Here is a 13,753-nt window from a genome sequence, read left to right as displayed (position 1 = left end):
CCAATTCCCTATCTGCCGACTTGTGCGTTACCTATCTACAACTCTAAAACCCGGACATCCGAAATCTTTCTTGCGAAAGGTTCGAAAGATATGCTTCTGCGTCCCTGCCGCTATTTTTCGCTATCAGTACCCAGCTTTCTTGCCATCTACCGATAATTTGTCAAATAGGCTCTTGACTCTATCCTCATCCGGATTTTTAGCAATAAAATCCTGAATGGTTTTCATCCCTGCATCCCACTGATCACGCTCAACTCCAGAAAGTTGTGTGAAATCGCGTCCTTGAGCAATCGCCAAACCTACTTGGTAGGCATCTTGCACGCAATTCTTATCAGAAACAACGACATGACATAACTCTTGCCCATCTCGCTTAAGAACCGTCACTTCGTCTATCTGCTTATTTCGTATCTGTTGATCCAAGGTATTCGGCATCTTGTCGAAATCCTTATCATGAGCTTGGCGTTTGACCCACCGTCCGCCCATCTTGGATTCGGCTTGATGTGCATATCTACTCAACGTACCCATCAAACTCAACTCAGCGGGCACGGCCAACGCCACCACTTGAATTCGGTAGCCTGCCTGTCGAAAAGGAGCAATGATGTTTTTGGCGGTCTCCGGATTGCTGAAAGTCGCCTCGACAATCAGGCTTCGCCGCCGCGCGCATAGCCAATCTCGTGCCATTCCCGCCCAAACGCCTGCTGCATGACCAGTTTCATCCGCCATTTTCTTAGGATTGCTCATCATAAGCTTACGAAAGCGGGGATGATAACGACGGTATGCATCACTATCGACGCGAACGGCATCCGGATATTTTTGGCAAAGACCAGCAATTGCCATGGTTTTCCCGGCTCCTGGCTGAGCAACGACAACAATCAAAAGCGGAGAATCCTCCGCTGGGCCATCGCCCAACTCCTGAACTACTTCATCATCAAAAATTTCTTCCAGCTCTTGCTCGGTGGGTTTCCGGCTCATTTCACCGCCGCCGTTACACTGACTCCCTCTGTCTTTGCAGACCCCACCATCTCTTCAAGACGACGATTGAAATCCTCGGTCTTCGCACGCACCGCCCGCTCGTCACGAAAATTGACCGAGTCTATCTCACCGCTCACCGAAAGATTCTTCTGCAGCCATTCTTCCTTCGCTTCGGGGCTTTCGGCATGACGAGACCGATATATATATTCCCCAGCAAGGCGATACCCGCATTCACGCATTACGTCATACAACATGGGGTCATAGCCGGGCTGACGCTCAACTGTTGGCTGCGAATCATTACGCGACTTAATCTTCCCGGAACGCCAATCCTCAAAAGAGGGAACAGAACTAGAAGCATAATGACACAAAAAAGCCGCTGACGGCTTGTGTTTTCGTCCCGCTTCCAGAATAATCTTCGTCATATCGGGATCGATGACAAGATTCCCCCGAGAGTTGACATAAGCTTTCCAAGTCTTTGATTTCCCGCCTTTAGTCTTTGATTTCCTGCCTTTAGTCTCAGGTAGCGATTGTTCAAAATAAATAAATTGTATTCCGTTATCTGCAACCGAGGAATCAACAATCCGGAATTCTGCCGGCGATGCCGAACCATGATACCTAACTTGCTGCTTCTTTTGCATCTGAGTTAGCCTCCCCACCGGTACTGTTACGCGTTATTCAGTTCAGATATTATAAGCATAAAGGTAATTCCGTAACCCACTTTCGCCCAAGACTCAGAACCCACAGGACTTCCTCGGCAACCGCATTCTTATCGTCTCCTACCGGAATATGCTGGAGGACACGATAAACCAACATAATCCACAGCAAGAAGCTGGACGCTAACTGCTACGTTCCGATACCCCATCTTTCTGTCAGCGAATAAGGGAGCGGGCCTCGGTATTGTAGGAAGCATCACCCGAATATTAACTTACGTAAGGAATATCCATGCCTTTTGTCTCCTGGAACTGGAATCTTGCCGGGACGGACGCGGACCGCGACGCATTCAACACAATGACCGCGCAACTTTGGACGCCCGAGCAGGTCTCGCTGACCGATGACACAGAGGATATTCAAGGGCTGAGCGATATCGAACGGGTTACGCTGAGCCATGTTTTTTTCGGACTTTCCACCGTCGAATCATTACAGGCAAGTAGCGCAACCAACGCATTGAGCAATGACGCCGAACGAGATCGCCCAGGGACGAGTCAAGCCGTTTTGACCGCCATCGCCTTTGGCGAGTCAATACACACAAAGGCTTACTTTGAGCTGATTGTGGCGCTGAATGACAATACAGGCGAGACAAACAATGCCGATATTGCCAAAAACAATGATTCTTCGCAATCCTCATTCGCTTGGACGCAACAGAATGAAGCGATGCAGGAAAAACTACAGCTACTCAATGATGTATACACCACTGGGAATCAAATATCAGCGAACAACGATTCCGGCGCAGCCAACCTTCCCGACCTCGGCGCACTCAAGCGGCTTGCGGCCGCAGTGCTTGCCCAAGCGTTGCTGGTGGAGTCCGGGTTCTACCTGCCGACGTGGCTTTCCAGCCGTGGGACGATGACGAAATTTGCCGACATCATCCGCCTGATCAACCGCGATATCGTCACTTCCAGCTCATACCTCGGCTCTGTTTACCAGCGCGGCCTTGAGCAACTTGACGACGAAACCCGTGAAACCATGCGCCAGTATGTCTACGACCTTGCCAACAACCTCTATTTCGCCGAAGAGGATTACAGCTTTACGCTGCCTTACGCCGACCTCGGCCTCGACGACGACATCGAAAAGTTCCTGAGCTACAACGCCAACAAGGCTCTCTCCTACTTGGGATACCCGGCTTTGTTCCCCGCCGAGATCAGCCAGCCGAACCCGGCCGTCACCGACGAGCTCAACGACATGGAATCCTTGGCGTCCACTCTCAAACCCGCCAGCCTGTTCGGCGGCAGCGGCCTCAATTTCGGCTCAACCGCTTCCGCGAGCGCCATCGGAACTTCAGCATCCTCGCTCTTGTCCCCAACCTCAACTGGCGCAACCGCCGCCAACAAGGCCGAGGAAACCAGCGACGATGATTGGGATTTCTAAACCTGCAAAGCAATACTTGCAACTCATCACCGCAATAACTTTTCATAATAAAAATAGAAAAGTTATCAATTCAGCAGACAATTCGTCGTATAGTTGGGAACCTTAAAAACACCATGCTACGGAACTCATAAACCAGGAAGTCAAGGATTATTTTGGCAGTTATTGAAACATTCTGAAGTCATCCCCAAACAGTCGAAAGCGTTGCCAATCTGGGTTATCATCGAATAAAGAGAATTTATAGGTAAGGGACCGCTTTCGGAAAGGTTGAATCATGGCCGATCGACTTGACGTTTCGAATCTTCGCGAAACCAACCGAATCGAGGCCAAACTCGCTAAACACGGACTTCCGCACAGCATTTGGGAGACCTATTCCTCCTTCGCCAACACCGATGGCGGGAAGATTCTGCTGGGTGTCGCCGAAGACAAAGCGACCCGCAAACTTTCCATCTCCGGCGTGTCCGACACCGAAAAACTCATCAGGGACTTCTGGAACACCCTCAACGACCGAACGAAAGTCAACATCAATATTCTGACCGACGAGGACATAAGCGTCCAGTCCGAAGACGGCAAGGATATCATCATCGTCAACGTTCCTGCAGCCCGGCGTGAGAACAAGCCCGTTTATCTCGGCCCCAATCCGCTCACCGGCGCCTATCGCCGTAACGCCGACGGCGATTATCATTGCACAGCTGATGAAAGTCGGGCCATGCTGCGCGACAGCAGTCTTACCCCTCTTGACCGTAAAATCGTCGACGAAGTGGATCTCAACGCCATCAGCAAGGACACGCTCAATACCTACCGCAAGAACCTCGCGTTCCGTCGACCCGACCACCCGTGGAACGACCTGCCGGACAAAGATTTTCTCTTGAAACTCAACGCCGTGGATTTTGCGAAAGACTTCACGCTGCACCCGACCCGTGCTGGCCTGCTGATGTTCTGTGACAATCAAGCGATTACGCGCGAATTCCCCGATTATTTCCTCGATTATCACGAAAAACTCGGGCAGAACCGCTGGGACGACCGCATCATTTCAACAGAAGGCACTTGGAGCGGCAACCTCTACGACTTCTGGCTGAAGGTCACCACAAAACTCATCGCCGCGATCCCACATCCCTTCCGGCTCGCCCCGAACATGCAACGAATCGACGAGGGTCCGATGGACAAGGCTGTGCGCGAGGCCCTGACCAATACTCTCGTCCACGCGGATTATTACGGCAGGCGCGGAACCGTCGTTATTCGCAAACTCGACTGCCTCGAATTCACCAACCCTGGAGGACTCAGACTCACCAAAGACGAAGTCCTGCAAGGCGGCATATCCGACTCGCGCAACCCCACACTTCTCGCGATGTTCAATCTCGTCGGCGGCGGAGAACGCATGGGCAGCGGATTCGACGTCATGCGCCAGGGCGCTGCCGACATCGGCGCTGAGGAGCCAACTCTCACCACCACCCCGTCATTCCCGAACCGCACGACGCTGACCGTTCCGATAAAAAACGTCAAGAAGGAGGAAACAACTCCTCCCATAATTGCCGTTCAAAAGAAAATCAAAAACGACGAACCTCGCATCCGCCCAACCAAATCTCCAGAAAAAAGTATCCTGTCCATCCTCTCTTCGACCTCGAAGAAAACTGCAAACGAAATCTCTCAACAACTCGGTATGAGTAAGTCTTGGACGCAAAAACATCTGAGGCGGCTGATTGCGGATGGCCAAGTGATTCGCGAAGGTGGTTCAAAAAACATAGAATATCGTCGGGCCAAATAAAAGCGTACGCGAATCCGTCAGTCCTTACGACGGATTCGCGTACATTCGCGTACATTCGCGTACATTCGCGTACATTCGCGTACATTCGCGTACATTCGCGTACATTCGCGTACATTCGCGTACATTCGCGTACATTCGCGTACATTCGCGTACACTTTTTACATTATCTCGTACTATCTCGTACAATTCTGCCGAGCTAAACACCTCTTGACGAAACCCAGCGCTATCATGCGCGACCGGACCACTTTGGATTGATGCTCATGGTCTGGAAACGCTGCTGCATCACGGCGTTGTTGAAATGCTCGCCGAAGAAACGGGCGACCGGTGAGGTCTGAGGCAAGCCGGCGATGCGGCCGTACCAGCAATCGAACGCCATCAGAGTGACTGCAATGTCGACGAGCATGAAGACCAGCATGACCGCAGTCAGCGCGTAACGCCACTTCCACGGGATGAGATTGATGAATTTCAGCAGACGCGGCAACAGCTCGCGCAGCCAAATCAGGCCGGCCAAACCCCAGAACACCATGTATTTGCCGCTCGTTTTTCCACCGAAAAGCGGCAGCCAGTCGTTCGAATAGTTCCATGCGATGATGCCGAACGCGATTTGCATGAACCATGCCACAAACGCTTCAAAACAACCGCCGATAATCGCGCTGGCAAAGAAAATCAGGATGGCGTTGGCATGCCAAAGCCGGTTCAGACACATCGTCAGCACCACGACGCCGAAGCCGTAAATCGGCGAGAACGGGCCCCAAATCAGCCCCGCGCGGTCCTGCCATTCGTTGAAGAATATAAGGTGATAGATTTCCTCGACGATGAGCCCGCCGACGCAGCCGACCACGAAAAGCCAAAACACGTTGAAAACATTGAGCTCGACGTAGCCTTTGCCGCTCGGGTCGCGGCCGAGCATCCCCGCGCCTTTGGCTTCGATGTATTCGTCGTGCTCGTCCATCCGCTTGAGCTTGCGTTGCACCGCACGTTCGCCGATCAGCGCCGGGTCGAGGGCGATGGCGAGCGCCACGAGAATCGCGATCTGAATCAAGGAAAGCCCGACGCCGAGCCCGAGCCCTTGCAATGCCAGTGAAAGCATGCCCTGAGCCACGGTCACGGCCATCAGCACATACGCCCATCGCGCCGCGTGCTTGCGCATGTCACGCAACAACGTAACGCCGAAAACAATCAACGTCGCGGCGTTGGCGAACGAAACAACCGTCTGCGCGCAAGTAAGCAGGAATGTCAGGTCAAGAGGATCGGGGCGAAGTCTGCCGGTCAAAAAATTATGAATGCCGTCGAGAATCGCGTAACCGACATACGGCACTCCAACGAGCCCAACCAGCAGAACCAGAACGCCATAAATGCGGCCGATAATAGTGAGGTGCTGAGAGGCGTGGTTCGCAAGATTACGGGAAGCGTCGCCAACGTCTTGCGCGGCCCGGGCAGCTGAATGCGCCACCGCGTCCGCGGCCGAGCTCGCAGCCTTACCAAGCGCGTTCGCCGACGATTTTGCAGAGCCGAGTGAAGCCTTGCCAAGCTTTTCACCCAGCGATTTCCTCGAATTTTCGTCATTAAGATCATGAGGAGCAGTCTCCATAACCCACTCCCCTTCATTCAGCGTCTTCAGCAATCTTTTTAAGGGTACCAAGCGCGATGGCCGCGTTCAAATCCGGAGTCAAAGAAATTGTAGAAATTCATCAATCTATTATCGTTTGTCTTATAAAACCGATACGTTGGCATTGAGGATATTTCATATATCACACCGAAGATGACGTGACGTCATCGCGCATAACCAAACATGTGATCATTTGGCTTGCAAACTACGCGAATAAACAAAATCAAAATTACAAAATTAGACACCTACATATGATCAAGCGACTGTCCGAATAGCAAATTATCAGGAACAATTGATGAAGACACAAAACGTAATAGCCTCTGCGACCGCTTCCCTGGCCGCTCTCGCCCTTGCCATAGTGCCGCAAACCGCGATGGCCGACGAACATCAGCCGCCATCCGGGAGCACCGAGCAGACACCAACCGCTCAAGCCTACTGCGATGCCAGCAAACGCTCGTTCGGCACCGACGCTTACTGGCAGTTGAGTTCGGACTGTTCACAACTACATCTTGGCAGCAGATACGAGGGGCGCATGGGTACTTTGCCCAACACCCGCCCATGGTATTCCGTGAGATATTCAATCAAGACGGTGACGGTGGATACGCCGCTCAAGGCCCACGTCGACTCCTCCCAGATGTTCTATGACATGCCGTATCTGACCAGCATCGATTTAACGGGCTTGGACACCAGCGACGCTACCAGCATGAGACAGATGTTCTATAAGAACCCGTCGCTCGGCAGCATAACCTTTGGCGATAAATTCGACACCAGCAATGTGACCGATATGAGCTATATGTTTGCTTCGAATTCCACGCTGCAAAGTCTCGATTTGGGAGATAAATTCGACACCTCAAACGTCACTAACATGAATCACATGTTCGGAGGGATGAAAAGCGCGACATCAATCAACCTTGGCTCTTCGTTCTCGACGGGCAACACGTTCACCATGGCTTCGATGTTCCAAGGCGACTCCTCGCTGACTCGACTCGACCTTTCCAGCTTCGATACCGGCAAAATCAGCGGCGATGACAGAATAGACAATATGCTTGAAGGGTGCACGGCCCTGCGCTTCGTCCACGTCGGCGCGAACGCGGCCTTCAGAAGCGCTGCCAACGCGCCGTCCACCAGTTGGAAGAGCCAGGACGGTAATTGGACAGGCGACCCGGCGCTTGGTTTTGGGCAGGATTCGCCAAGCGCCACTTGGTACGGGAGGTCTGAGATTTCCGTAAGTTTCAACGCCAACGGGGCGCAAGGCGCGGCCCCGGCAACGATGACCCGCGACGCTTGGCCAAACGCGCCAGCCGAATTTGAAATGCCCGGTCAAGGTGAGATGACTAAGAAGGACCATACGTTGGCCGGTTGGGCGCACACCGATGACGCTGCAGAACCCCATTATCAGGCCGGTTCCGTGCTCACTTTGGATGATGACGACGACACCGACAACGACATCACGATGCACGCGATCTGGCAGCGCAGCAATCCCGGAGATGGAACGGAACCCGACGAGGGCGGCGAAGGCGAGATAGAACCTGGCGAAGGTGAAGAAATCGAAATTGAGCCAGAAGACGAGGGAACGGAACCAATCGTCGCCGGACCGGCGTTGCCCGGAACGCCCGGCTATCCGTCCCTGACCAAGCCGGAACACGTTCCATCACTCGCAGCTTTCAAGCAAAATCCAGAAAATACCTCTTCCGAAGAGCGGCAAGCCGGAAACGGACAGTACGACGAACTCGCGCGCACCGGCTCATCCGCTCTAAACCTCACCCTCGCTGCCATCACCATGGCACTCGCCGCTCTGGCCATAACCCTGCGTCGATTCTCAGCTGGCCGCAAAGCAATATAAATTAAAAGTCATCGCAATCGAATAATCATCCACCACACGGCGGGAACAGAGACCATTAGCTCCATTCCCGCCGTTTTATACCCTTACAAAAGCATCTGCACCGCCTGCAGAACAATCCTCTCCCACGCAATGATTTTGTCTCGAGAAACCACCAAATTTATTCGCTTTGAACAGAAGATTTAGGGTTTCAAATATGGTGATACATCGGGGATTATAGTGAATACATACAGGGAGCCGACATACCGAGTCTGACGTTCCCATTCCATTCCACCCGACAATCCAGTCACTTGAAGGAGCTCCATGGGCAATGTGATGGCCATCGTACGACGCGATATCGTGCGCCTGCTGAGCGTACCGGCGGCGTGGGTCGTCCTCTTCGGTCTCGTCTTCATTCCGCCGCTTTACGCATGGTTCAATATCGCAGGTTTCTGGAATCCTTACGGCAACACGCAGGGCATCGAAGTCATCGTGGTCAACAACGATCGCGGCACTGATTTTAAGCCCATCGGCAAGATGAACATGGGCGACCAGATTGTGACCCAGCTCAAGGGCAACAGCCAGTTGGGCTGGAAATTCGCCGACCAGCACGAAGCCATGCAACGCGTGGAATCCGGGGAAAGCTACGCCGCCATTATTATCCCAAAGAATTTCAGCGACCGCGTGGCCGGGGTCATCGAGGGACACAGCACGCGCCCGACGCTGGAATATTACGTCAACGAAAAAGCGAACGCGCTGGCCAGCCGTATCACCGACACCGGCGCCTCAACGGTCGACAGCCAGGTCAACGAGACCTTCGTTTCCACGGTAAGCAAGGTCGTTTCCGGCGTTGTCAACAAAACCGATACCGACATCAACGCCAAAGCCGACACCGCGACGGCCGACACCCTCGCCGACCTTAACAAGGCGCAGCAGTCCGTCGCCGATATCCGCAGCAATATCAGCGATTTGACGGCGACCCTCAACGGCATTCCCGACAAAACCAAGGCTGCACGAGGCACGCTGGATAAAACGCAAAAGGCCGGAGCACAGACCTCCAAACAGCTCAAGGACGCCTCATCCGCGATTACGAACACGCAAAATACCCTCAACGATTTCACCAACAACTCCGGCGGCACCCTTGACCAAAGCTCAAATCTGCTCTCGCAAGCCAGTTCGCAATCGAACATCGCCATCAATTCCATCGCGGCAGGACTCACGAAAGCCAACGGTGACGTAGGCTCGGCACTTTCCACGGCCCAACAAATCAATACCGACACCGGCAGCCTTATCAGCCGATTGGAAGCAGCGGGCGTGCCCGGAAGTTCCAGCGCCATCGCGGATCTCAAAGCTCAGAACCAGCGTCTCGGGGATTCCATTACGGCTCTGAACGACCTCAATTCCAGCAAGAACCTCGGCTCGACGGTTTCGAGCACCGTTTCCGCAGCCAACGGCATCAACACTTCCACGCAATCGGCTTTGAGCAACGCCGCGAACGTGCGAAAAACCATTACAACAGGGGCCCTACCGCAGCTCAACAACGGTCTCAATGGCCTTTCAACGGTCGCCGCCACTTCGTCGGCGAACCTCGCCTCGCAAGGTTCGCTGATTACTCAATCCACAATCGTGCTGAACCAACTCGACCAAGCCTCAGCCGCTGCGGCCAAAGCGCTTGCGGGCACCGACAAAGGTCTGGCGAATCTGCAAGGCCACCTGTCGACCCTCACCGCCGACATTTCTGCGCTTTCCAGCTCTTCGGCGCTCGGCAGCTCAGGCATCTTGGCAAAATCCGTGGGCGGCGACGGCAAGCTCGACGCTGCCAAAATCGCCGATTTCATGCTCTCGCCCACCGTTCTCGACACGAAAGTGGTTTACCCGGTGAGCACGTATGGTTCCGGCATGGCACCGCTGTTCACGAACCTGACGCTGTGGGTCGGTGCGTTCATGCTGGTCGTGCTGATGAAGCTGGAAGTAGATGACGAAGGACTGGAAAACGAACCGACGCCCGGGCAGCGCTACTGGGGCCGCTGGATTCTCTTCGCTTTGATCGCCTCGATACAAGCCGTCGTCACCGTACTCGGCGAGCTCATCATCGGCGTGCAATGCCACAACGTGCCAATTTTCATCATTACCGCAATGCTCGCCTCAATGGTCTACGTCAGCATCACCTACGCGCTTTCGGCCTCGTTCCTGCACGTCGGCAAGGCGCTGTGCGTGGCTTTGGTCATCGTTCAGATTCCGGGCTCATCAGGCATGTACCCCATCGAAATGATGCCGAAATTCTTCCGTGACATGTACCCTTACTTCCCGTTCACCTACTCGATCAACGCATTGCGCGAAACCATCGCGGGCTTCTACCATGCCGACTGGTTCGCTAACATGGGCCGCTTGATGATTTTCGTGGTATTGTTCTTCATTCTGGGGTTGGTCGTCAAGCCGCATATGGGCAACCTGCAGCGTCTGGTCGACCGCCAGCTCAAGGCCGGCGACATTATCACCAGTGAACCTGCGTTGCACAAGACCCACGAATACCCGATTTCGCAGGCCCTGAGCATGCTCGCGAATAAAGAGGAATACCGCGCGGGCATTGAGGAACGCGCGCGAAAGTTCGCCTTGCTTTACCCGAAGCTCATGCGTGGAGCACTGGCTTTCGGCATCGCCATCCCGGCCGCCATGGCCATCACGTTCTCGCTGACCACCGGCACCAAGGTGATCGCGCTGGCGGCATGGGTCATCTGGTTCCTTGTCACCATCATTTTCCTGGTCGGCGTCGAGTTGATCCGCGACAGCCTGGCCCGGCAGGTGCGCCTCGGCAATCTCGAGGATGATGCCGTACGCACGCTGCTATACGAACGTCAGCGGCCACGCAAGAAAGCAAAAATCAAAACACCATTGTCTGGAAATAACGCGGAAGGAGGCGACCAGCGATGAGAACGATATGGAAACTGTTCACCGGCGACGTGCGACGCATCACCAGCAATATCATCTCGATCATCATCCTCATGGGCTTGGTCATCATTCCCGCGCTGTTCACCTGGTTCAACGTCACCGCGAGCTGGGACCCGTTCGGCAACACGAAAAACCTGAAATTCGCCGTCGCAAGTGTCGATGAAGGCTACTCCAGCGACCTCATGCCGGTGAAAATGAAGCTCGGCGACCAGGTCATCGGCCAGCTGCGCGCCAATAGCCAGCTCGACTGGACCTTCACCACCAAAGACAAGGCCATCGAGGGCACCAAATCCGGCACCTATTATGCGGCAGTCATCATTCCCAAGGATTTCAGCCGCAACATGATGACCTTCTTCTCCTCCGATGCCAAGCACGCCACGCTTGAGTACTACACCAACGAAAAGAAGAACGCCGTCGCGCCAAAGGTCACCGGGCAGGGTGCCGACCAGATTTCCAAAGAAGTCAACGAGATGTTCGCGCGCACGATTACCAGCACCGCACTGAGCGTGGCGAACGGCCTTTCCAAGCAGCTCGATTCCTCCGATGCCCGCGGCCGCCTGACCACGTTCAATGGCAATATCAACGATTTGGCCAGTCAGCTCAACGATTCCGCAACGAACGTTGAAGCCTACGCAAGTCTCATCGACATCTCCCAAACCTTGCTTTCCAGCTCTGCCGCGCTGCTCAACAACGCTTCAAACGATACCGGCAACTCGCTCAAACAGCTTAACAAAGCCGGTGGTAGCGTCAAGGATGTTTCTGGCGCGCTCAATACCGCGACTTCCACGCTTTCGCAGGCGTTAAGCGCCAGCTCTGCCAGCAACGGGGCCATCGGCACGGATATCGGCAACGCCTTTGACAGCGCCGGCAAATCCTCCGCCGACGTTTCGGCGACAATCCGCAAACAGGAGGGGCTTATCGGCGATCAAGCGGCACAGTACCAGAAAATCCGGGACACGTTGGCGGGATTGCCGGCAACCCCAACCGACACGCTTGCCACTCTCGACAACATTATCGCGCGCCAAAAGTCGTTGCAAACCGCTTTGAACACTTCGGCCAGCGACCTCGATGCGAAAACCGGCAACGCTACACAGCAACGCGAGCAAATCGTCAGCCTCGCCAATCAATCAAAAACGGCCATCGACGGGCTCAGCACCAATCTTTCGGCGACGTTGAAACCGCAGATCGCAAGCATCACTTCATCGCTTTCGTCCGTTTCCGGGTCTCTCGGTTCCGGTGCCGCGGACCTCAACAATAGCGTGAATTCGCTCAACGCGACTGCCAACCAGGTCAACAACAAACTCAAGCAGGCGCGCACGACGCTCAGCGACACCTCGGCCACACTTTCCGACGCCAGCAGCAAGCTGACCACCTTCAGCCAGCAATTGACCGAGGCGCTGAACAGCGGCGACATGGCCAAGGTCAAAAAGCTGCTTTCCGGTGACCCAGACAAACTCGCTGCCACCCTAGCCGCTCCCGTTGCGCTCAAACGTAACGCTGTTTTCCCCGTCGAGAATTTCGGCACGTCACTGACCCCGTTCTACACGTTCATTCCGCTCTGGGTTGGCTCGCTGCTGATTGCGTTGACCCTCAAAACCGACGTTTCGCGTGAAACGCGACGCAAGCTCGGCGAGGCTGATTTTGGATCCGGATGGGGATGGCTACGCAAGCGTCGCCGTCAAAAGAGCAACAGATTCGCAGGCAACGGCAAACTCACTGGTACTGTTACCGCCTCAATGAATCACGTAGGCACAGAACCGTACCGTACAGCCGACACCGCAGCACTTGCCACCACCGGCAATAACGATTTGCCCGACCACGCCTCGACGGCAAACACAGATGGCTTAAGAGAAGCGGACACGGTGGTTCTCGACGATCCGATAAATACCGATAACGAGGCCACGCAACGTATCGATACCACCAGTGCGAGCGCTAAAGGCATTAAAGGCAAGACTTCGACAGCCCCCGCCTCACCAGACGATGAATCCGTTCCCATCAACGACGCAGGTCGCCTCTTCAGCGAGCCGAAACCCTATCAGCTCTTCCTCGGCCGTTTCGGCATTTTCGCCTTCATCTCGCTGCTGCAAAGCACATTCTCCTGCGCCGGCACGCTGCTTTTCCTGCGCGTCCACGCCGTCCATCCGATGCTGTTCATGCTCGCGGGCTGGGTTTCCGGCTTGGTCTACGCGTTCGTGATCTACACGCTCGTGGCCTGCTTCGGCACCATCGGCAAAGCGCTGACGGTTATCGTTCTGGTGATGCAGATTTCCGGATCCTCTGGCACTTATCCGCTACAAGTACTGCCGAAATTCGTCCAAGTCATCAACCCGTTCCTGCCGGCCACCCACTCCATCCAGGCCGCCCGCGCAGCCATCGCCGGCATCTACCAAAACGATTTCTGGATTCAGATGGGCATTGTCCTCATCTACGCTGCGGTCATGCTCGTCATCGGTCTCATCATGCCGAAGCCCTCGAAATTCAACACCTGGTTCTCCGGCCAAATGGAACGCACCAAGCTGATTTAAGGCTAAATTCACCGATAAAGGTCCGCGTAATCATG

The 13,753-nt window shown here is 54.5% G+C and carries 8 protein-coding genes; 5 read left to right on the top strand and 3 right to left on the bottom strand.

From position 1 onward, the window contains the following. Window positions 1-123: 123 nt before the first annotated feature. Both OZX62_RS00730 and OZX62_RS00725 read right to left on the bottom strand, forming a co-directional pair. Complete coding sequence (locus OZX62_RS00730; protein ID WP_277176148.1) at window positions 124-969, bottom strand: zeta toxin family protein; 846 nt, start codon at window positions 967-969, stop codon at window positions 124-126. After that, window positions 966-1,607 (bottom strand): hypothetical protein, encoded by a 642-nt coding sequence (locus OZX62_RS00725; protein ID WP_277176147.1) that lies wholly within the window; start codon window positions 1,605-1,607, stop codon window positions 966-968. Before OZX62_RS00725 ends, OZX62_RS00730 begins: the two co-directional genes overlap by 4 nt. 304 nt (window positions 1,608-1,911) lie before the next feature. On the opposite strand from OZX62_RS00725, the gene OZX62_RS00720 reads away from it, so the two are divergent. Both OZX62_RS00720 and OZX62_RS00715 read left to right on the top strand, forming a co-directional pair. Continuing rightward, window positions 1,912-3,054 (top strand): ribonucleotide-diphosphate reductase subunit beta, encoded by a 1,143-nt coding sequence (locus OZX62_RS00720; RefSeq protein WP_277176146.1) that lies wholly within the window; start codon window positions 1,912-1,914, stop codon window positions 3,052-3,054. A 271-nt stretch (window positions 3,055-3,325) separates the two neighbouring features. Then, window positions 3,326-4,816: an RNA-binding domain-containing protein gene (locus OZX62_RS00715; protein WP_277176145.1), complete on the top strand. Its 1,491-nt coding sequence runs from the start codon at window positions 3,326-3,328 to the stop codon at window positions 4,814-4,816. 226 nt (window positions 4,817-5,042) lie between these two features. Here the strand turns inward: OZX62_RS00715 and OZX62_RS00710 are convergent, their stop codons facing one another. Then, a complete protein-coding gene (locus OZX62_RS00710; protein WP_277176144.1) occupies window positions 5,043-6,407 on the bottom strand; it encodes a putative ABC transporter permease in 1,365 nt (454 codons plus the stop codon). Between the two features lie 313 nt (window positions 6,408-6,720). Between OZX62_RS00710 and OZX62_RS00705 the strand changes: the two genes are divergently transcribed. From OZX62_RS00705 to OZX62_RS00695, 3 genes are all read left to right on the top strand, one after another. Next, the gene (locus tag OZX62_RS00705) at window positions 6,721-8,268 is read left to right on the top strand and encodes a BspA family leucine-rich repeat surface protein (protein WP_277176143.1); all 1,548 of its coding nucleotides are present in this window, start codon (window positions 6,721-6,723) and stop codon (window positions 8,266-8,268) included. Between the two features lie 300 nt (window positions 8,269-8,568). Continuing rightward, window positions 8,569-11,175, top strand: a complete 2,607-nt coding sequence (locus tag OZX62_RS00700; RefSeq protein WP_277176142.1) for a YhgE/Pip domain-containing protein — start codon at window positions 8,569-8,571, stop codon at window positions 11,173-11,175. After that, window positions 11,172-13,718: a YhgE/Pip domain-containing protein gene (locus tag OZX62_RS00695; protein WP_277176141.1), complete on the top strand. Its 2,547-nt coding sequence runs from the start codon at window positions 11,172-11,174 to the stop codon at window positions 13,716-13,718. The genes OZX62_RS00700 and OZX62_RS00695 overlap by 4 nt, the downstream gene beginning before the upstream one ends. Window positions 13,719-13,753: the final 35 nt, after the last annotated feature.

Origin of the sequence: Bifidobacterium sp. ESL0690, assembly GCF_029392315.1 — a bacterium.
Lineage (GTDB): Bacteria > Actinomycetota > Actinomycetes > Actinomycetales > Bifidobacteriaceae > Bifidobacterium.
The sequence above is the reverse complement of the archived record's forward strand: the minus strand, read 5'-3'. Positions and strand labels throughout refer to the sequence as shown.